Origin of the sequence: Spiroplasma eriocheiris (assembly GCF_001029265.1) — a bacterium.
GTDB lineage: Bacteria > Bacillota_I > Bacilli_A > Mycoplasmatales > Mycoplasmataceae > Spiroplasma > Spiroplasma eriocheiris.
Genome location: NZ_CP011856.1, coordinates 474,151 through 496,119, shown reverse-complemented (window position 1 = coordinate 496,119; position 21,969 = coordinate 474,151). Strand labels below are relative to the sequence as shown.

Annotated in this window: 20 protein-coding genes and 1 tRNA gene; 3 read left to right on the top strand and 18 right to left on the bottom strand. The window is 31.7% G+C overall.

Translation table 4 applies throughout. The features are described from left to right. Positions 1-138: 138 nt before the first annotated feature. The 8 genes from adhE to SERIO_RS02300 all read right to left on the bottom strand — a co-directional run bounded on the left by adhE (position 139) and on the right by SERIO_RS02300 (position 10,078). Positions 139-2,766: a bifunctional acetaldehyde-CoA/alcohol dehydrogenase gene (gene adhE / locus SERIO_RS02335; protein WP_047791299.1), complete on the bottom strand. Its 2,628-nt coding sequence runs from the start codon at positions 2,764-2,766 to the stop codon at positions 139-141. 145 nt (positions 2,767-2,911) lie between these two features. Continuing rightward, positions 2,912-3,655: a pyruvate formate-lyase-activating protein gene (pflA, locus tag SERIO_RS02330; protein ID WP_073797396.1), complete on the bottom strand. Its 744-nt coding sequence runs from the start codon at positions 3,653-3,655 to the stop codon at positions 2,912-2,914. Positions 3,656-3,783: 128 nt separating this feature from the next. Further along, positions 3,784-4,026, bottom strand: coding sequence for a glycine radical domain-containing protein (locus tag SERIO_RS02325; protein WP_047791297.1), 243 nt, complete (start codon positions 4,024-4,026; stop codon positions 3,784-3,786). 126 nt (positions 4,027-4,152) lie between these two features. Next, positions 4,153-6,492 carry an endopeptidase La gene (lon, locus tag SERIO_RS02320; RefSeq protein WP_047791296.1) on the bottom strand — a complete coding sequence of 780 codons (2,340 nt, stop codon included), beginning with the start codon at positions 6,490-6,492 and terminating at the stop codon, positions 4,153-4,155. A 155-nt stretch (positions 6,493-6,647) separates the two neighbouring features. Next, the gene (gene tig, locus SERIO_RS02315) at positions 6,648-7,937 is read right to left on the bottom strand and encodes a trigger factor (RefSeq protein ID WP_047791295.1); all 1,290 of its coding nucleotides are present in this window, start codon (positions 7,935-7,937) and stop codon (positions 6,648-6,650) included. Positions 7,938-8,013: 76 nt separating this feature from the next. After that, positions 8,014-8,778 (bottom strand): DUF3196 family protein, encoded by a 765-nt coding sequence (locus tag SERIO_RS02310; RefSeq protein ID WP_047791294.1) that lies wholly within the window; start codon positions 8,776-8,778, stop codon positions 8,014-8,016. Positions 8,779-8,904: 126 nt separating this feature from the next. Next, a tRNA-Arg gene (locus SERIO_RS02305) sits at positions 8,905-8,981 on the bottom strand. Positions 8,982-9,352: 371 nt separating this feature from the next. Continuing rightward, positions 9,353-10,078 (bottom strand): ECF transporter S component, encoded by a 726-nt coding sequence (locus SERIO_RS02300; protein ID WP_047791293.1) that lies wholly within the window; start codon positions 10,076-10,078, stop codon positions 9,353-9,355. 104 nt (positions 10,079-10,182) lie between these two features. On the opposite strand from SERIO_RS02300, the gene SERIO_RS02295 reads away from it, so the two are divergent. Beyond that, complete coding sequence (locus SERIO_RS02295; protein ID WP_047791292.1) at positions 10,183-11,085, top strand: hypothetical protein; 903 nt, start codon at positions 10,183-10,185, stop codon at positions 11,083-11,085. A gap of 78 nt (positions 11,086-11,163) precedes the next feature. Next, a complete protein-coding gene (locus tag SERIO_RS02290; protein ID WP_047791291.1) occupies positions 11,164-11,727 on the top strand; it encodes an inorganic diphosphatase in 564 nt (187 codons plus the stop codon). Positions 11,728-11,771: 44 nt separating this feature from the next. Here SERIO_RS02290 and SERIO_RS02285 read toward each other — a convergent pair whose 3' ends face one another. From SERIO_RS02285 to thyA, 8 genes are all read right to left on the bottom strand, one after another. Beyond that, entirely contained in the window at positions 11,772-12,383 is a 612-nt protein-coding gene (locus SERIO_RS02285; protein WP_047791290.1) for a deoxynucleoside kinase, read from the bottom strand. A gap of 61 nt (positions 12,384-12,444) precedes the next feature. Beyond that, positions 12,445-13,185, bottom strand: a complete 741-nt coding sequence (locus tag SERIO_RS02280; RefSeq protein WP_047791289.1) for a pseudouridine synthase — start codon at positions 13,183-13,185, stop codon at positions 12,445-12,447. After that, positions 13,185-13,733, bottom strand: a complete 549-nt coding sequence (gene scpB, locus SERIO_RS02275) for an SMC-Scp complex subunit ScpB (RefSeq protein WP_047791288.1) — start codon at positions 13,731-13,733, stop codon at positions 13,185-13,187. Before scpB ends, SERIO_RS02280 begins: the two co-directional genes overlap by 1 nt. After that, the gene (locus SERIO_RS02270; protein WP_236682173.1) at positions 13,726-14,499 is read right to left on the bottom strand and encodes a segregation and condensation protein A; all 774 of its coding nucleotides are present in this window, start codon (positions 14,497-14,499) and stop codon (positions 13,726-13,728) included. Before SERIO_RS02270 ends, scpB begins: the two co-directional genes overlap by 8 nt. A gap of 140 nt (positions 14,500-14,639) precedes the next feature. Continuing rightward, complete coding sequence (locus tag SERIO_RS02265) at positions 14,640-15,953, bottom strand: pyrimidine-nucleoside phosphorylase (protein ID WP_047791287.1); 1,314 nt, start codon at positions 15,951-15,953, stop codon at positions 14,640-14,642. Between the two features lie 24 nt (positions 15,954-15,977). Then, positions 15,978-16,775, bottom strand: coding sequence for a lysophospholipid acyltransferase family protein (locus tag SERIO_RS02260; RefSeq protein ID WP_047791286.1), 798 nt, complete (start codon positions 16,773-16,775; stop codon positions 15,978-15,980). Continuing rightward, the gene (locus tag SERIO_RS02255) at positions 16,775-17,257 is read right to left on the bottom strand and encodes a dihydrofolate reductase (protein ID WP_047791285.1); all 483 of its coding nucleotides are present in this window, start codon (positions 17,255-17,257) and stop codon (positions 16,775-16,777) included. The genes SERIO_RS02260 and SERIO_RS02255 overlap by 1 nt, the downstream gene beginning before the upstream one ends. Continuing rightward, entirely contained in the window at positions 17,257-18,126 is an 870-nt protein-coding gene (gene thyA, locus SERIO_RS02250; protein ID WP_047791284.1) for a thymidylate synthase, read from the bottom strand. Before thyA ends, SERIO_RS02255 begins: the two co-directional genes overlap by 1 nt. Positions 18,127-18,289: 163 nt before the next feature. Between thyA and SERIO_RS02245 the strand changes: the two genes are divergently transcribed. After that, positions 18,290-18,625 (top strand): hypothetical protein, encoded by a 336-nt coding sequence (locus tag SERIO_RS02245; protein ID WP_047791283.1) that lies wholly within the window; start codon positions 18,290-18,292, stop codon positions 18,623-18,625. Between the two features lie 236 nt (positions 18,626-18,861). Here SERIO_RS02245 and SERIO_RS02240 read toward each other — a convergent pair whose 3' ends face one another. Together SERIO_RS02240 and SERIO_RS02235 are read right to left on the bottom strand one after the other, a co-directional pair. After that, the gene (locus SERIO_RS02240) at positions 18,862-20,163 is read right to left on the bottom strand and encodes a hypothetical protein (RefSeq protein ID WP_047791282.1); all 1,302 of its coding nucleotides are present in this window, start codon (positions 20,161-20,163) and stop codon (positions 18,862-18,864) included. Between the two features lie 210 nt (positions 20,164-20,373). Continuing rightward, positions 20,374-21,894, bottom strand: a complete 1,521-nt coding sequence (locus SERIO_RS02235) for an MATE family efflux transporter (protein ID WP_047791281.1) — start codon at positions 21,892-21,894, stop codon at positions 20,374-20,376. Positions 21,895-21,969 lie beyond the last annotated feature (75 nt).

Sequence of the window (21,969 nt, the reverse complement as noted above, 5' to 3'; positions counted from 1 at the left end):
ATCTCTCTCCTGGGTAATATCTCATTTTCTTTGTTATCTTAACTATCTTAACTCGTTTTGGTTTAAAATACAAGATACTAAGAAAATAAATAACAAAATTAAAAAAGTCAAAATTTGTTTTGACTTTTTTAAAAACTCCTATTTTTTTAATGATGGGACAGGATTACCATGGTAGGCATCTAAGTAGATTTGTTTAATATCAGTTAATAATGGAATTCGCGGGTTAGCTGGCGTACATTGGTCATCAAAAGCATCTTGTGACATTTTGTCTAAGGCTGCTAAAAAGTCTTTTTCACTAACATTTAATTGGTATCTTTCAAAATATTCTTTAAATGAACTAGCTAATTCAACATCTTTTGATAATTTTTGAACATTGCTAATTAAGTTATCAACTAATTCAGAATCACTACTTCCTTTAACCCCACAGTAACGAGCAATTTCGGCATAACGTTCTAGCGAATTCGCAACAGTATATTGTGAGAAGTAAGTTTGTTTTCCTCCTTCTAATAAAGTTGCTGCGTTATAACGAATTACATATGGTAATAAAATTGAGTTTGCCGCCCCGTGGATAACTTCAAATTCTCCTCCAATTTTATGACTCATTGAGTGGACTAATCCTAAGAACGCATTGGCAAAGGCCATTCCAGCTTGAGTTGCAGCATCAGCCATTTTACTACGGGCTTTGACCGCACTACTTCCGTTATGGTAAGCATCTGGTAAATAAGTAAAAATTGTTTTAATTCCTTGCAAACAGTAAGGATCAGTATAATCCGTTGCTAAAGCTGAAACATAAGCTTCAAACAAGTGGGTCATCGCATCTAACGCCGGAGCATTAGTTCCCCCTTTCGGAACGGTTAATGTTAACTCAGGATCAACAATTGCCATGTGCGGAGTTAACGCATAATCCGCTAACGGATATTTAATATGTGTTTTATCATCGGTAATAACTGAGAATGGTGTTACTTCCGAACCTGTTCCCGAAGTTGTTGGAATACATACTAATTTAACCCCGTTTGTCATTGTTGGGAACTTAACAACTCTTTTGCGAATATCATTAAAGGTCATTGCTAAGTCCGCAAATTTAGCATCGGGATGTTGTTCTAACAACCAAATCATTTTGGCTGCGTCCATCGCACTTCCCCCTCCGATCGCAATTACAACATCGGGACGAGAGTTTTTCATTGATTTAACTCCACGTTCAGTTGTGGCAAAAGTTGGGTTTGGTTCGACATCGGCAAACACATCATATTTAATTCCTAATTGTTCTAGCACTGATGTAACTTTTTGACCGTATAATTCGTTAATCACTGGGTCAGTTACAATAAAGGCTTTTTTACAATTTCATTCTTTTAGATCTTGTAACGCAAATGGTAAACAACCAAATTTATGATAAATGCGTTCTGGTAATCTCATTCATTGCATATTTTCTCTCCTTACTGCGACAGTTTTAGTATTTAATAAATGTTGCGGACCAATGTTAACTGAAGTCGAGTTTCCCCCTCAGCTTCCACATCCTAAGGTAAATGAGGGCGCTAATTGGAAGTTGTACATATCTCCAACTGCTCCTAATGACGATGGCATATTAACAACCATTCTTCCATCGTTTAAAGAATCACGTCATAAGTTAATTTCAGCTTTACCTTTAATTTCGTCAGTTCATAAACTAGCAGTATGCCCTGGTCCCATTGTTAATAAATCTTTGGCGATTGCTAACGCATGGTTAAAATCTTTTGCTTTATATAAACCAACATATGTTGATAATTTTTCATGGGCTAATGGTTCATCATGACTTGATTTTTCGGCAGGACATAAAATTAATCTTGTATTGGTTGGGATTGTTACCCCAGTAATTTTCGCAATTGTTTGAGGAGTTTGCCCTACTAAAGCAGGGTTTAAAATTCCATATTTTCCTTCTTTAAACATTGCTTTCCGAACTTTATCCAAGTCTTCTTTTTTTGTCATTACATAACCATTTTTTTGCTCAAATAACTTCACAACTTTGTCATACACTTTTTCTAACACAATTACTGAGTTTTCAGTCGCACAAATAACCCCGTTATCAAAAGTATTTGATTGCATAATTGAAGAAGTTGCGACATCTAAATCAGCTAATTCAGTAATAATTGCCGGACAGTTACCAGCACCGACTCCTAAGGCTGGTTTTCCTGAAGAATAAGCTGATTTAACCATTCCTGGCCCCCCAGTTGCTAAGATTAAATCAGCCGCTCCCATTAAGTCAGTTGTATCTTGAATTTGAGCATCTTCAACCCATGCAATAATATCTTTGGGTGCCCCAGCGGCAACAGCCGCATCTAAGACAACTTTCGCAGCTTTAATGGTACAGTTTTTTGCTCCTGGGTGCGGAGAAATAATAATCCCGTTTCTTGTTTTTAACGCAATTAATGTTTTAAAAATTGCAGTGGCAGTTGGATTTGTGGTTGGAATAACAGCCGCAATAACTCCTACTGGTTCATATACTAGTTGGTATCCTAGCCCTAAATTTTCTTCGTATACGCCAACTGTTTTCATATCACGGTATTTATTATGAATATATTCAGCAGCATAATGGTTTTTAATAATTTTGTCTTCAACAATACCCATGTTTGTTTCATTAACAGCATCAATTGCTAATTCGATCCGAGCTTTATTAGCAGCAATTGCGGCAGCATGAAAAATTTTATCAACTTGCTCTTGATTATAAGTTGCAAATTGTTTTTGGGCAGCACTAACTTTCGTAATTAATGCTTCAATTTTTTTGTTTTCCATCTTTTGGTTTTCCTCCTAATTTGTAAAAATATCTCCATCAATATAGTTATACTACAATATTTATAACATTGATATAGTTTTTTGGTAAATTTTGACAATTTTAAATGGAAATAATTACCATTTTAAAATAAAAATACCTATTTTTTTATTTACGATGCATTCCTTCTTGGACAATCTTTAGACACTCACGACAATACTCACGAGTGGGCGGGACAACTTCTGGTAACTCAAACTTACGATTTAAATTATTATATTTGGGAATCATCATATTATGATATGGGAGGATTTCAAATTTTTCCATATGTTTTAAATCCTTAATAAAATTACCAATCCCTAATAAATTTTCTCTTGTATCAGTATAACCTGGTACTAAGACATGGCGAATTCAAGTCGTTGCTCCATTGTCATCTAACCACTTAATTCCTTGCAAAATATTTTCGTTTCCTAATCTGGTTAATGCTTTGTGCCGAACACTATCAATTTCTTTAATATCACAAATAAATAGGTCACACACTTTAACCAGCTCTTTTCACTTATTTAAAATTACTTCATTAGTACTAAAAGTACATACTGAAGTATCAACGGCCGTATGAATCCCACGTGCTTTGGCGGCGGTAAATAATTCAATAATAAAGTCTAACTGCATCAAGGGTTCTCCCCCCGACATTGTTAAACCACCATGGACATAAAATTCTTTTGTCCGTTCATAATGATCAAGAATTTCTTCAACCGAAATTGGTTTCTCCTTATTTACCTCTTGTGTTTCTGGATTATGACAATATTTACATCTTAACGGACATCCTTGTAAGAAATAAACTAGTCGCAACCCTGGTCCATCAACCGCGCCAAAAGATTCAAAACTACTATAATAACCAGTCACCTTTGACATACTCTCCCTCTTTTCCATAATTTCATTATATCCCTTTTATTAAAAAATAAAATAGGATTAAATCTTTCAAAATAAAACAATCAACTCCTCACGTTGATTGTTTTATTTAATTAATAGCTTAATTTTTATTACATTCCTTCGTGGAAAGTTCTTGAAATAACATCTTCTTGTTGTTCTTTAGTTAATTTTACAAAGTTAACTGCGTATCCTGAAACACGAATTGTTAACTGTGGATATAATTCAGGATGTGCTTGGGCATCTCTTAAAACCGCACGGTCTAAAACATTAACGTTTAAGTGGTGCCCTCCTTTTCCCATGTATCCGTCTAACATATTAACTAAATTTGTGATTTGTGAATCTGATGCTGCCATCGTCTTCATCTCCCTTCTCTTATACTTATATTCTAGTCCTTTTCCGCTAAAAATCAAGATGTTTACCAAAATTTTTCATTTTTATTGATAAAGTAAAAAAGAACAATTTCTTGTTCTTTTATGAACTTAGTCTAATTTTCCAAAGACATTTTTAAAGACTTCATCATAAGTCGCAACCGGAATAATTTTTAAAGTATCCTGTACTTCTTTTGGAATATCATCTAAGTCTTTTAAGTTTTTATTTGGAATTAAGATTGTTTTTAAACCACTTCGTTTGGCCGAAATTGATTTTTCGCGTAATCCCCCAATTGGTAACACTTGACCACGTAAGGTAATTTCTCCAGTCATTCCAATGTCTTTTGAAACTGGGCGGTTACTTAAGGCACTAATAATTGCAGTTGTTAAAGTAATTCCCGCGGAAGGACCATCTTTGGGAACTGCTCCTTCAGGCACATGGATGTGGACATCATGAGTTTCAAAGAATTTTGGATCAATACTATATTTTTCGGCATTTGCTTTAACATAGTCTAAGGCAATCGAAGCTGATTCTTTCATCACATCTCCTAGTTTTCCGGTTAGCACAAAGTTTCCTTTTCCTGGAAAGGTATTAACTTCAATTGGTAAGATGTCCCCACCAAATTGGGTATAAGCTAAACCAGTTACGACTCCAATTTGTGATTCTTTTTCTGCTTCTGTATGTTCAAAACGACGTTTTCCTAATAATTCATTAACCACCTGCGGAGTTACTGTTAAATTCGTCATTTCTTTATTTAAGAATTTGACAATAAACTTACGAGCAACCGCGTTTAAATCACGTTCTAACTGTCTAACTCCCGCTTCTCTAGTATAATGCTTAATAATTTCATTAATGGCATCATCTGCGAAAATTAACTGCACATCAGCTAAACCATTATTAGTTAATACTTTTGGTACTAAATAATCTTTGGCAATATGGAATTTTTCTAATTCCGTGTATGAAGATAATTGAATAATCTCCATCCGGTCAATTAATGCTTCGGGAATATTATCATAATAGTTGGCCGTTGCAATAAACATTACATTTCCTAGATCATAGTTTTCTTCAATATAATGGTCTGAGAAAGTTGCATTTTGTTCGGGGTCAAGAACCTCTAGCATTGCACTAGCGGGATCACCACGGTAGTCTGAAGACATTTTGTCAATTTCATCTAATAAGAATAAGGGGTTAATTGTTTTTGCCCGTTTCATTGATTGAATAATTCGTCCAGGCATTGCCCCAATATATGTTTTCCGGTGACCTCTAATTTCTGATTCATCTTTAACTCCACCTAGGGCCACTTTGACAAAGTTCCGTCCGGTTGCTTCCGCAATTGATTTCGCTAAACTAGTTTTTCCAACACCAGGAGGGCCAACTAAACAAATAATTTGACCTTTTAGAGAGTTAGTCATTGTTTTAACAGCTAAATATTCAATAATCCGTTCTTTAACTTTATCTAATCCAAAGTGATATTTATCCAGCATTTCTTTAGCATATTTTAGGTCATTTTTTTCTTCGGTACGTTCTCACCATGGAATTTGCATCATTCAGTCAATGTAAGTGCGGATAATATTTGATTCACTTGAAGCTTGTGGCAATGATTCATAACGAGCAATTTCTTGTTCAATGCGTTCTTTGATGTTTTTTGGGAACGGTTCTTTTTCTAGTCGTTCTTTGTAGACTTTCATTTCGTCTGCCGCATCATCGAATTCACCTAATTCGTCTTTAATTGCTTTTAATTTTTCACGTAAATAGTATTCACGTTGTTGTTCATCAACACGTTCTTTAATTTTTTTACTAATTTTGTTATCAATATCGCTAACTTGTTGTTTATTAACTAAATGGTCAAAGATAATTTGTAATCTTTTTTCAACATCTAATTCTTCTAAAATATCTTGTTTTTTAGCAACTGGAATAAATGGTAAGAATTGGGCAATGGTATCAACAACTTCATTGCCATCAACTGAATCACCGATTTGTTCTAATAAATCTTCAGGTAAAATATCTTGCAACTCCATTAATTGTTTAATATTGCTTGTAATTTTTTCAACAATTTTATCTTCTGATTTAATTACTGATTTTAAAATATCAATATCAGCTGTATAATATTCGCCTTCGCGTAAATCTAACAATTTAACACGATCAACGGCTTTAAAGTTAACTGTTAAACTACCATCTTCTCACACTTTCCGAATTTTTAACTCTGCTAAGACTCCAATCCGGTAAATCCCTGATAATTTTGGGTCATCTTCTAGTGGTTTTTTTTGACTAACTAACACAATATGGTTATCGAATTCCTTATTCGCTGTGTTAACCGCTAAAATTGACTTATCTCTCCCCACTTCTAAAACTTGTTCAAAACCTGGAAAAATATAACTACCTCTAGTAACTAACACAGGAACATTCTTTAATTGGGTTGTTTCTGTTGATTGGTTAATTGGTTCTGCCATTTTTAAACACCTCCTATAAATGTTTTTTACTTGTATATATGTTAACTATCATAAAATAAAAGTCAATAGTTAAGATACATTTCCACTATAAAAAGATTATAACAAAAAAATTAGCACTTGCAATACCTAAGTGCTAAAATTTTAAAAGTTTTCTCTTATTGACCATTATTATTATATAAGTATTCAAAAACCTTATCATGAATTACTTGGTCTTTAATTTGGTCTTCGGTTACTAATTTAGCCTCTTTTAAAGTTTTCCCATCAATGCCAAATTGTTTTCCTAATTTATCATATTCTTTATCAATGTCATCGGCACTAACATCAAATTTTTGTTCTGCTTTAACAGCATCAACAATAACACCATTTTCTAAACGGTTTTTTGCATCCTTGAATAATTCATTATTGATGTCTTCTTCTGTTAACCCTGTTCTTTTTTTGTAAGTTTTAATGTCCATTTGTTGAGCTTGTAATTTTTGTTCAAATTCATGTTTTAACTGGTTAGCTTCCTTACGAATAATTGATTCAGGGATTGATAAAGCTGAATCTTTCGCAATTTCTCTAAATAATAGCCCAATAAAACGGTCTTGTTCTTGTTTCATTAGTTGTTCTTTTAGATTATTTTCCACATGTTCTTTTAACTTCGCTAAAGTATCAATTCCTTTTAAATTAACATCCTTTGCTAGTTCATCATTTAATTCGGGTAGTTCTTTTTCCTTAACTTCTTTAATATTTAGTTTAAAAACTGCTGGTTTTCCTTTTAATTCTTCCACTTGATAGTCATCTGGGAAAGTAACATTTATATCATGGTGATCACCAGTTTTTAACCCAATCATAGCATCTTCAAAACCAGGAATAAATTGACCACTACCAATTTCTAATGTAAAATCACTAGCTTTTCCCCCTTTAAAAGGTTTACCATCCATAATTCCTTCAAAGTCAAAGATAACTGTATCGCCCTTGGCAATTGGAGTTGTTTTGGCTTTAAAAATTGCAAACTTGTCACGTAACTGGTCAATGCTACGATCAACATCTTCTTTTTTAACAACTACTTTTTCTTTTTTTAGATCATTAAACCCAGTATATTTATTAATTTTAATTTCTGGTTTTAAATCAAATTCTAATTCTAAAACATATTCTGTTTTACTTAATTTTTTAACCGCAGGAGTTGGCGAATTAAATGGTTCCACATCTGACTTTTGCGCAAAGGCGAATTGATAAGCTTTATTAATAACTAAGCGGTGGGCTGCATTTAAAATATTTGTTTCGGTTAAATGCTTTTTCACCAAGTCAGCGGGAACTTTTCCCTTACGAAAACCAGGGACTTCGATCTCATTAGTTGCTTTTTGCTCAGCTTTTTTAACCACTTCTGCTCATTCGTTACCATCAACAGTTACAATTCATTTTCCAATTCCTTTATCTAAATTTTTTTCTGCTTTAAATTTCATCTTTAATACCTACCTTTTTAACACATTTATCATTATAACAAAAACTATAATTTATATCCGCTAAATTTATTATTTTTTACAGAACTTGTTCAATTTCAAATAATTCTAAATATTTATTAGCAATTGCCACTGAGCAATTTAATTGTTCAGCAATTGTTTCAATTTGGACATTATCAAATTGAAGCAAATGACCTTTATAAATAATTGCACAGGTTAAATCAGCAACTTCATTATTATCGATAAAAGATGGATATAGGGCATAATAATAATTTTGTAAAATATATAAACAAACATTGAATAAACTAGGATTATCATTATAAACATGCTGGTCTAATAATTTTTGAATTTTTTTAACCTGGTGGTGCGTATAAAAATCTTGAATTTTTGTGGGATTTAACGTGAAGGTGCCATTTGTTTTAGTTACTTGAAAATCTTCATCAATGTTTTGTTCTTTTAAAACATATAATAAATGAATTTTTGACGCATTGTGATAGAGATTATTCATTAAATATTTCCTGATTGTCGGGAGAATTTGGCGGACATTATAGTTTTTTAAATAATGAAAAGCAACTAAATGAATTTCTTCATCCAACGAATTTAATAAAATATTTTCAATCTCCGCTAAAGATAAATTTGCTGGTAATTTCCGATTAGTTTGTTCATTCATAACAGCATTTGCTTGTTTAAAAAATTCAACTAATTTTGTTTCTACCTGTTGGGGAATATAGGGCATTTCTAATTCATTGCGGGCTTTTCAATAAGCCGCTTCATAATTGCCTTCTTTTAAGAGATTAGCAATTTCAGTTAAAATTTCATCATAATAATTATTTGATTTTTCCATCTTCTTAAACTCCTAGGACTTCTACTAAAATTATATAATTAAAAAAATAAATTAAAAACCCTATTTACATTAATTTTTGACTAATGCGGATAGGATTTAATTTGTGCTTTTTCAATTAAATTTAAATGGCACCCACGGAGAGATTCGAACTCACGACCCTACGCTTAGAAGGCGCATGCTCTATCCTACTGAGCTACGTGGGCATAACCTTATTTATATTATCACAATTATTTTCATTTTTTCAAGGAAAATTAGGATATTTTAAGTAGATATTTTGTGGGAAGAAAATAAAAAAATAATTTTGCTAATCATTTTAAATAAAAAAATATGTTATAATATTTTTAGAATTAAATATTTGAGTATATATAATACCTAACAAATCTTTTTTTGTTAGGTATTTTTTTATTTCAGAGATATTTAGTTCTACTAGGATATGAAACTAGAATTCTGACTGACTATTTTAACGGAAATTTAAGTCTTGATAGCTAAATTTAATACAGAGATCCCTTAAATCGCAACGTAACAATTTGAAAAACTATTTTTAATCAAAAAAGTAGTTAATTATTAACTACTTTTAAAAGAACAATTCTTCACTAAGATCATAATCAAGATATAAGGTTGAATTGTCACTAGTTTTTGGTTTTGATGGAATTAATTGGTAATTCAATTTAAATTGATGCTCAATTAACACAATTGCTCGATAAATTGCCATAAAAATAACACCATTAATTGAAAACTTAATTAAATTAAACGGAATCACAATTGATACTAAAATACTTTTAAACCAAGCAATATCACTTGGTTGATAGTTCATAAATTTTGCATACATATCATAAATAAATAACCAGTTAAAAAATGTCATTAAGAATGTTGTACAAATAATGCTAAAGATAATAGCAATACTTGTCATTAAATAGTCATATCCTTTTTCGTTTTTGCCCTTAACAAATTTATTAATTATTTGGCGGAAATAAAAATCCCCAACTAAGAAAATCCAAATAAAAATTAAATCGGCCAACATTAAGGCAAAAACATCAATTGGACCATCGCCTAAATAGGCCATTCGTAATCAGCTCACACTAATTACTAATAAACTACTATAAACAATTCCAATAATCCGGACTGCTAATAAACAAATGAAGTCAGTAAATTCAATTTTTAAGAAAGGCGCCACTGAAAAAATACTTAAATTAGCAACCTTACTAATTCAAGAAAATAGCACATATAACGCAACAATAATTGCCATTGCAGCGATTCGTTTTGTTTCTAACCGAAAACTATTTTTCAATAATCCTCTCATCTTAAATTCCTCACTTTTTTAATCAATAAAATTATATCTAATTAAAAAGAAAATGGAATAGTTATTAACCAAAGTTTTACAAATCATGAAAGGAATAGTGACCAATGCAATTCAACAACTTACAAGAATTACAAAATATTATAATAAAGTTCCCATCAAAAGAAGTTAAAAATCATCAAGAATTAGATACTACAATAAAAGCCACTCATCAAGAATTTTTAAATGTCATTTTAAAGAGCATTTTATCAGAAATTAATGTTCTTCAAAAACAACTAACAAAAAATGCTAATGATCCTTTATTAGCAGGAACTAATCAAAAAAAACAAGAAAAAATGGCCGCTCTGTATTGGTTTCAAAAGGAAATTGAAATACTTCAAAGCAAAATTACTGAAATATCACCTAATACCATAGTAATTGAGCACGAAAAAAATAAAATTAACTTACTTTTTCAAAAAATTATTGATCATCTATCACAACAAGAAATTGCTAATTTTAAAAAACTTTTTGAAGGAGATTTAAAAAAAGCTTTAAAATCACTTAGTTTCCAAAGGAAAACAATAGAATATCGTTTAAAAATTAATCCAAATAATATTCAATTTACCGCATCATCAAAATTTCTTTGAGAAAAAATGGCCCCTAAAAAAATACAAAAAATGATATTATCAAACAAACAAAAAAAAGGGATTGAAATTGCAAATTGAAATTTTCTTAGTTCCCCATCAAATAAAGATTATGCTTATAAAAAAGAAAAAGATAAACAATTACGACCAGAAAAAAGAGAAGAAACACTAGAAGAACTCAATGAAATAAAAGTTGCTAATATGTTAAAAATAACTGCAGAAAAGGAAGCAACTCAAAAAATTGAAATGGTTACATTAACAACAAGACAAGAAAATTTAAAGATAACTAAAAAAGAAAATGTTAAAAAACTTAATGAAATTAAAGACGAAATAAAATATGAAGAAATAGAAATGAATGAAATTAAAAACAATCCTATTAGTCGTTAAATTTCTAAAATATTATCCAACTGATAATTTTCTATGTTATATTAATATAAGAAAATAAAAAAGAAAGGAAATTTTAAGATGAGTAAAAATAATGTGCTACCAATAATTGTGGAAATTCCAAAAGGTTCAAGCAATAAATATGAATATGATAGTCAAACGGGCCGTATTATTTTAGACCGAGTATTATATGGTGCTAATTTTTATCCCGGTGAATATGGATTTATTGAAAATACTTTAGACTGAGATGGTGATCCGTTAGATGTAATTTCATTAATTACATATCCAACAGTTCCGGGGTGTCAAATTAATGTCCGCGTGTTGGGAACAATTAACATGATTGATAGTGGCGAAATTGATACCAAAATATTTGGGGTTGTGGATAGTGATCCCCGTTTTAAACATTACCAAACATTAACAGATGTGCCCCAACATTTGCGCGATGAAATTGAAAACTTCTTCTTGCAATATAAAGCATTACAAAAAAAAGAAGTCCGCATTAATGGGTGAAGTGGTGTTGAACAAGCACTCAAAGAAATTAAAGAGTGTCAAGATCGTTACTTAGAGTATAAAACAATCCTTGAAACCGAAGGCAAAGAAAAAGTAATGCAAATCTGAAAAGAAAAAGGATTAGGTCAAGCGTAAACTAGGATTTATTAATAAAAAAGCTGTAATTATTTACAGCTTTTTTATTTTTGATACTGATCAATTTTTTCCGAAATTATATCAACAATTTCATTGGGAGTTTTATCTTCCGCATCAATAACCAAGAAATTAAACTTATCTTTATTTCGTTGGTATCATTCTTCATATTTTTTATTTAATAACTCTCAGTAAGCGGGGCTCACTGTTTGTTCACTTGGTCTTCCGCGTTGTTTAATTCGGTTCATCGCCCCAAATGGTGAAATTCGTAAGTAAACTACTAACTCCGGTTTAATAGTTTCATCCAGGTATAAACTTTGTAAAACAACAATATCATAAAACTCACGATAAACTTTGTAATCAGTCATATTCATATACCCTAGTTCGTGAAGAACATCGACAAATATAATATCTTCTAACACACTCCGGTCAAAAATAATATTTGGCTCAATTTTAGCTTGTTTTAACTGTTTACTACGGGCCATCACCATATAAACTTGCATTTTAAACGCCATATTTTTGGGATCAGCATAGTATTCATCTAAGTATGGGTTTTCTTCCACTGGTTCATCCATTACTACATAGTTATATTTATCGCCAAGCATTTTACTAACAGTTGATTTTCCAACCCCAACTACTCCCGCTAATGTAATTCGCATAACTTCCCTCTTTTCTCATTTGCTTAATTTTATCGTATTTTAAAAATGATTAAAAGTAGTTTTATTTTTTTATACTATTAAAAATTCCAAAAAAGCGCTTAATTTCTTTGGGTTTTAAGTATCGCCATTCTCCTGGCTTTAAACTTTCATCTAACTGTAAAAAACCAATCGCCACTCTTTTTAACTTTAGAACTTCACTGCCAACCGCACTAAGCATACGCTTGACTTGGTGTTTTTTACCCTCGTGAATAATTAGTTCTAACACTGTGGTATCATCTTTTTCTGAATATTTTAGCACCCTAGCTTGGGCTGGGGAGGTTGTAAAATTATCCTCAATTTTTACGCCCCGAGCTAAATCACGTAGTTGCGTTTTCGTAACCGCTCCTTTGACAAGCACATGATAAGTTTTATCAATAATATGTTTAGGATGGGTAATAATATTAGCAAAATCCCCATCATTTGTAATTAATAATAACCCACTAGTATCATAATCTAATCGCCCTACTGGATAAACTCGGTGAGAAATCCCGGTTAAATACGAAAGCACCGTTTTCCGGTGGTGGGGATCACGAACAGTGCTCACAGTATTACGCGGTTTATTTAACATTATGTAGACTTTTTGCTGATTTTTATTTTCCAGGATTTTATTATCAATCATAATGACATCATGGGGCGTAACTTTAAATCCCATTTCGCTAATAACTTGCCCGTTTACCTTCACCCGGTGTTGGGTAATTAATTCTTCTGCTTTACGACGAGAGGCATAGCCATAATTAGCAATTACTTTTTGTAACCGTTCCATTATTTAAATAAGTCCTCTTCTTCATCACTAGTAATTTCTTGTAATTGTGGTAATTCAGCTAGGGAATTTAAGTTAAAAGCTTTTAAAAATTCTTCGGTAACTTTATAGTTTAGTGGTTTTCCGGGCAAGTCACTTTTTCCGGCCTCTTCAATTAATTCACGCGCTTTTAACTTATAGATAACATTATCGGAATTAACACCTCGTAAATCCTCAATTTCTGGTTTACTAATCGGCCCCCGATAGGCAATGATCGCTAATGTTTCGAGAGCTGCTTGGGATAGCCGGGCTTCAACTTTTGGATGGGATAATTTTAAATAAAACGGATAATATTCTTTTTTGGTTGTTAACCGATATTTATTTGCAAAATTATTAATCATTAACCCCCGAGTAGGATTAGTTTGGTATTCCTTGGCTAAGGTTGCAATTAACTGCTGACAATCCGAGGTTGGTAATTCTAAGACTTCACTAATTTCAGTCAAGCCAATTCCTTCATCGCCACTAATAAAAAGTAATCCTTCTAATAAAGCAATTTTTTCATTATTATTCATTTTGGTGCTCCTCTCCTAAGTTAAGATAAGTAATATAAATGTTATCCAAATGTTGGTGCTGAGTAATGCTAATCTTTTGGTGACGAGCTAAGTCTAAAATCGCAATAAAACAAGCAACAAACACCTGGGTTGATAGTTCAAAATAATCTAATAAATCTTCTAATAACCATTCCTGAGTGGTGTTTTCAATAATATCTAAAATTTTAATGGCAACCTCTTCAGGGGAAACTTCGGTAATTATAATATTAGAATTTAAGGGTTTGGAAGCATTAATTTGCTCTAACATTTTTAAAAAACTATTTGCTAATTTATCAATGTTAATTTTAGGGGATAAGGGCAATTCTTCATCGGGAATACGCTGACCTTTAATAATAGTTTTGGGTTTTGACAAATATTTACTTGACTCTTGGTGTTGGTTTTTAAAATAATGGGTCACTTCTTTAATCTTTTTATATTCTAATAACCGGGTAATTAACTCTTCGCGGCTATCCTTTTCATAGTTTTCATCAATTTCAACTTCTTCTTTGGGGAGAACTAGTTTGGTTTTAATTTCAATTAAATAACTTGCCATTAATAAATATTCGGATGCAATTTCAATGTTTAATTTTTCAAATTGATGTAAATACGCTAAAAACTGATCAGTTACTTCTAACAAACTAATACTAAAAAGATCAACTTCTTTTTCTTTAATTAGATGCAATAATAAATCCAACGGACCAGTGAAATTATCTAAACTTACTTCATAGCGGGGATTATTTGTCAACATTATCTTTCCCTTCTTTATTTCCTCTTTATATATCATAATGATATTTTATAATAATTCAAAGCAAAATTATAAAAAATTACGAAATAAGCACGCGAGTTTTAAAATCCGAAAGAAAAAGAGGGCACAGCTCTCTTGATTAATTATTGAATTACTTCATATACTAGTTCGTAGGCTTTTGGTTCTTTGTCGGTAATTTTAAAAGTACTTTCTGCTCATTCATAAACTGGATCGGTAACATAACGATTAGTATATAGTGTCATCACAGTTTCCCCTTCGTTAACAAATTCACCAGTTTTTTTATTTAAGTAAATCCCCGCATGATGGTCAATTTCTTCTTCTTTGGTATTCCGCCCGGCTCCTAACCGCACTGATAATAATCCTAAGGCATTAGTATCAACAATTTCAATAAAACCAGTTTCTTTTGCTCTAATTTCAACTTTATTTTTAACTTTTAACATTTGGTCCAGCGAATGCAAATCACTAATTAGAGATAAATCACCACCCTGTTCTTGGATAAAGTTTTTAAAGTAAGTTAATGGTTCTGGTGAATTATGGAGTTTATCCTGACAAGCTTTAAAAGCACTCTCAAAATCAGGGAATAAGTTTGCTTGGCATAAACTCAATGCTGCTGATTCACAAACAATATAATTTAAATCTTCGGGACCTTCGCCTTGTAACGTTTTCACAACTTCATAAATTTCAATGGCATTTCCAATGGCACGACCTAATGGTTGGTTCATATTGGTAATTTCTGCCGCAATTTTTTTATCAAAGTGTTTGCCAATCCCCACCATAATTTCAGCTAATTGTTTAGCTTCCGAAATTGATTTCATAAAGGCCCCATTCCCACATTTAACATCTAAAACAATCCCATCACTCCCAGTGGCAATTTTTTTACACATGATGCTAGCGGCAATTAAGGGAATTGAATTGACAGTGGCTGTCACATCACGGAGAGCATAAATTTTTTTATCTGCGGGAACAATATTACTTGACTGGGCAATAATTGAAATATTTGTTTTATTAACAATCCGGACAAACTCCGCAAAGGAAATTTCGACTTTGAACCCCGGAAAACTTTCTAATTTATCAATTGTTCCCCCGGTTTGGCCAAGGCCGCGTCCAGACATTTTTGCTACTTTTAACCCAAAACTAGCAACTAAGGGCGCATAGATTAAACTAACTTTATCCCCAACTCCCCCGGAAGAATGCTTATCAACCTTAAACCCCCGGATTCCAGATAAGTCATATACTTCTCCGGATTGAATCATCGCATCAGTTAAATATGATATTTCAGTAATTGACATTGATTGGAAAAAAACTGCCATTAGAAAAGCTGACATTTGATAATCAGGGATTGCCCCAGTAGTGTATCCTTCAATAATAAATTTAATTTCTTCTTGGGTTAGTTCTTGACCATTTTTTTTCTTTTCAATTAAGTCTAAAAGTCTCATTCTTTTTCATCTCCTATGTATTTCTTAAGCATTTTTGGCTTTTTGTTTTAATTCGGCACGATATTTTTCATAGGCTTTCTTATGATCAACATCTTTATATTGATCAATTCCTTTTTGAATGATTTGTTTAACATTGTTCGAAATTAAGTCTGTTGGTTTGGTCATAAAAGTATCTGGTTTAATTGGTTTATGAAACACAACATGAATATATTTCTTGCCTTTTTGTTTAACTTTTTTATTTAAAACTTGGTATGAATTAACAAGTGACACTGGAATAATTGGCGCATGTGCTTTTTGAGCGATTTTAAAACTTCCCGCTTGGAATTCTCCCATTTCTTGTTGATGACTACGGGTTCCTTCCGGGAAAACAACCATTGTCCGGGGCACACGAATTAATTCGTTTGCTTCATTAATAACTTCAATTGCTTGACGCGGATTCTTACGGTCTAAGAATAACACATCAATTAAAGCCACAAAATTTTTAAAACGCTTGTCAGTTGCTAATTCCTTCTTGGCAATAAAAGCACACGGGGCGGTTTTATTAAAATCATTTAACCGAAAAATAATAGCAGGATCAATATTTGACTGGTGGTTAGCAACCATCAAACAACCCTTATCAATTCAATTTTCTTCGTTATGAACAATTAACTTAATATCAAAAATTCATAACATATACTTTGTTCGTTTTTGGAGCCAGTGATAACGGTATTCCTCAGAAACAATATTGGGATCACGTTTAATTTTTCTGGCCATGCTCTTTGATTTTGTTAACATTCGTAAAAAACGGGGCAATGTTAAGATAATTTTTCATATATTTGGCATTAAGTTCTTCTCCTTCTCACATATCTTTTAATAGTAAATTCATCATACTCTTGAATAAATTTTAATTCAAAATCATCAAGATTAAAAGGGGGAAAATAAGTATCACCAGTATATTCACCCTTAATATAACTAATAATTAACTCATCCGCCACAGGTAAAGTTTCCTCATACACCTTTGACCCCCCACAAACTATTAACTCATTATTCGGATTTTGTTGATATTCTATGAGGATTGGTTGTAAATCATGAACAACCTGCACATCCGGATGGTTAAAGTAATAGTTAGGATTATGAGTCACCACAATTGTTTTTCGATTAGGTAACACCCGATTAATTCCTTCAAAAGTAGTCCGTCCTAATAAAATTGTTTTATTAAGAGTTTCGGCTTTAAAATGTTGAAGTTCAGCTTTAATATGTCATGGTAAGTGATTATCCTTTCCAATTAAACCATGCTGATCCATTGCTCATAATAACTTAATCATTACACTGCCACCAAACCTTTAATGGCCGGATATGGATCATAGTTTTCTAAAACAATATCTTCATAAGTAAAATCAAATAATGACTTTACTCCGGGGTTTAATTTTAAGGTTGGTAATACGCGGGGCGTTCTCGTTAATTGTTCATTAATTTGGGCTAAGTGATTTTGATAAATATGACAATCACCAAAACTATGAACAAAATCTCCAACTTCAAAACCGCACACCTGGGCAATCATATAAGTTAATAACGCATAACTCGCAATATTAAACGGAACTCCTAAAAAAACATCCGCACTGCGTTGATATAATTGACAACTTAATTTATTATCTTGAGAAACATAGAACTGCACAAGGGTATGACAAGGTGGTAAGGCCATATTATCAACTTCTTTTGGATTTCAAGCACTTAAAATGTGACGACGTGAATAAGGGTTAGTTTTTAAATTATCAATTAACTTTGCTAGTTGGTTCACTCCTTCAAAATTACGCCATTGTTTTCCATAAACTGGACCTAAATCCCCATATTTCTTTGCGAATTCATCATCTGTTTTAATTTTTTCAACAAATTCAGTTAAAGTTTCATTTTGATAATCTGGTGACTTTGTATATTTTTCATATGGTCATTCGTTTCAAATTCGGACATTATGGTCAACTAAATATTTAATATTAGTGTCACCCTTAATAAACCAAAGTAATTCATACACCACTGATTTAAAATGAACTTTTTTCGTTGTTAACAAGGGGAACCCTTCCGCTAAATTAAAGCGCATTTGATAACCAAAATAAGAAATTGTTCCGGTATTAGTTCGGTCTTGCTTGGCTAAACCATTATCTAAAATAAATTGGGCCATTGTTAGATACTGTTTCATTAATTTACCACTCCTTTTTGTCCTATTAAAAAGTATCAATACAAGTAAATATTACCTTATTTAACAAATAAAATCACTCGAAATTACGAACAATTAATTAATTTTTTGCTAGTAATTTAAAAAAATATGTTATCATATTTATAAGAAAAGAGGCATTAAACTAATGAAAAAATATTTTAAATTATTAATTAATAAACTTAAAATATCGTTTGGTTTGTTTGTGCCAAATATCTTTGGAACAATCCGCCCCACAAATAGTGATAATGACTACGAACAAGCTTATATAATTAATAATGCTATTTGTACTCCGGAAGAAATTAACCATGCCGCAATTAAGGTTAAAGCAGAAGATGAGCAACCTGCAACGTCAGTTAGTTACCAAATTGTTAAAAAACACCATAATTTAACTTTAACCCCACCAAAACATAGCCCTTTATTAGTAATTATTGGTTTTGTATTTTGGTTTTTTAAAATAAAAAATGTGCAGATCCTAATCTAAATCAAAACTGTAACTTACTCAAGAATACAAAATACATACCCAAAAAAATTAGTACCTAATCAAAATACAAGCAAATTTAAATTAACAATTATAAACTTACAACAAATATAGTAATTTTTTCATATTTAAATTAAACCTTTCAAATCAAATAATAATAATAATATAAAAAGTCTAGTTTCTCTCATGCTAGGCTTTTTTTAATTTAAAATAAAAAAATATTTTCGAAAGAAAATATTTTAAAACCATGGTTTAAAAGTTTTGGTAATTCCAAATCATGAATTAATCTCATTCTGTACAACCGGTAAGTTAAAGTATAGAATAACAACCACAATAATTGCTAATACTAGTAACACAACAAAGGCGATCATAAAGATGGCAAATTTAGATAGTTTTCGTTTTTCATGGTTGATATCTTTCTCACTGGCTAAAGTAGCTGGCTGCTGGTCAGCATACAAGTTATTAGCATCATAACCAAATTCCATATCATTATTTAGATCAAATTCATTATTTGCCGAGTCATTATAACTTGGTTCTGCAAAAGTAGTGGCATCATTACCAAATTCTGATCCGTAATTATCCAAATTATTATCTAATTCCATCTCATTGGCATTTATCATTCCGTCGTTGATATTTTCCATCGCAAATTCATTATCAGCAAACTGACTATCTACTCCTAAATTTGGCGCTGGCGCATTTAAATTTGAGGATGCCATAATTTCAGGATTCATAATTGCATAATGGTTATCCGCCCCTTGCGCAGATGATTGGTGATTATTATTACTATTATTTACATATTCACTGCTAGGTGGAGGGGCAATTGGTGGATTATATGGTGGTTGTTGGTAAAAGGCTGGTTGGTTTAATGGTGGTGTAAAATATTGTTGGTAAGGATTATTCATCAAATAAGGATTATTAAAATTCATATAATTAGGTGTCTCAGGATAATATGAATAATTTTGTTGGTGATTACCAACTGGTGATAAAATGTATGGTTGGTAGACAATTGGTTGATAAATTGGTTTATTATGTTGGATATTATTTTGTCCTGTTAATCCTAATGAACTTAAAACTGGTGAATTACGATTAGTCAACGGTCCTAATGGCCCTAGCCCCATTTCTAATTCCGAATTATTAACAGGATAATAGCCTAACTGGGCTCCTCCATAAAGCATTGGATTTGGAGCCGCTCCCATTGGATTCATCATTTGAGCAGCTGCTAATTGATTATTCCGAGCCATTAATGCTTGGTTTTGTTGTCATAATTGATTAATTAAATTAGTATTATCCATATTACCATTTGGGTTAGGATTATTGGTTTGGTGTTGATAATTAATGTTATTTGTTGGTTGAATAAATGTTGAATTTGGTACTGCTTGGTTTAAATTTCTCCCTGGTCCAGGTTGGGAAAAATTGTCTTGTGATTTATTTGGGACAGCTGCTTGTTGAAAATTTTCATTAGTAAAAGTCTTTGGTCCATTGTTACTAGTCCCCAAATTTTGATTAATTGCCTGTTGAAATTGTTCTTTGCTGTTTATCATTACTGTTTGCCCCTATCATATATTAACCTATACTCTATATACCCTGCTATCTTTGTATTATTATTACTATATATATTATACTACAAAATTGATTTTTTTAATTTATAATCTTGCATTATTTTTTATTTAAGTATACAATATTGTATTTTTATTTTTTTAAAAAACCCAAAATATAAATAAAAAAACCTTTTAGATCAAGGTTTTAAAACATTATTTAGAATCATTATGAATAATAATATTTTGTTCATCATTTTCAACCGCATTGTCCTTGGCTTGTTGGACAAAATCGTCAGGATAATCAATTAACTTAGCTTTATTTTTCCGCCATGTTGTATAAAGCATTGGAATTAAAATTAACGCACAAATTAAGTCATTTAACCCAGTGAAAACAAAGTAATCAATATTATTACCAGTCGCATTACTTACCCCAAATCCAATTAATGATAATGGTACAATTACTAATAATGAACGCAACATTGAAGAAATCATTGTTTGAACAGGACGGCCAATTGATGAGTATAAAGTCATCGCTGTATAAGTTGCAGCAGCAAACAGATATGTTGAGAAGTTTAAAACAGCATATCATCGGTATTTACCAACTAATTCGGCGGGAAACTCATATAACTTCATCATTTGATCAGCAAACGCTAAAATAATAATAAAGACGATAAAGAACCAAATTAATTCTAAGAATGCCACCCGAAAGAGAATTTTTTCAATCCGCTGATATTTTTTTGCCCCATAAGCATAGGCACAGATAGCAGTTGCTCCTTGAGATAATCCAATTCCTGCGGAAATAAAGATCACCATAAAGGGTGAAATCGAAGTATAGACTAATTGACAAATATAGATGCCAACACTAGTTGCTTGCACACGTTGACCATTTAGAGTAAAGTAAACATCATCTTGGCCAGGTAAATGAACAACTAAAATCGTTGAAATTAAAATTTGAATGGCATTGGCAAAGTTCATAAAAAACGCTCCCACTCCAATTGGCATTGCCCGTTTAATAACCGCAAATGATAGTTTCATATCTTTAAATCCAAATTTACAATATGAATTTTTAGAAAAGATAATAATTGCAGTTGAAAAACAGATATTAAAGGTTCACGCCATCATACTTCCCATCATCACTCCGGACATTTCTAAGTGACAAAGTTTAGCAAAAATAAACGAAAATAACACGTTGACGGGAATTGATAAAACTTGCATTAATAAAACAATAAAAACTTTTCCTTCGGTACGTAAAAAAGTTGGCAAGGCAAATGATAAAAATAACAAGGGTGAACAAAAGATAAAAATCCGCGAATATTCCCAATCTAAAGTTACATAGTGCTCTTGAATTGTTGATGATAAAGAACTATTCATCTGCACCCGCACTAATAAGGCATGAAAATTATTATTCATTAAGAAAAACACCACGGTACTGATAAAAATTGAAGTAATAATTTGCAAAACAATCATGTTCCCCATAATTTTTCGCATCGCAGCAATATTTCGTTTTCCATATTCCATTGAAAAAACAATTGAACAACCAACCCCAAATAACATCGCGAACGAAAAAATTGTGTAATAAGCAGTCATTGTATAACCTGTTGTTAAATTTACTAAATTATCAGCGTTTTTAGCAGTAATCCCAAACCGAGCCATAATATCATCCTGGGTAAAACTTTGCGCCATATTTTTATCAATAATATTATATAACCCCTGAATAACCATAATTAATACCATTGGTCCACAAAAATACCAAATTGCTTACCAAGGTCTCGCATAGCGGAGCTTCTGTTCGCGTTTGGTTAATCCTAG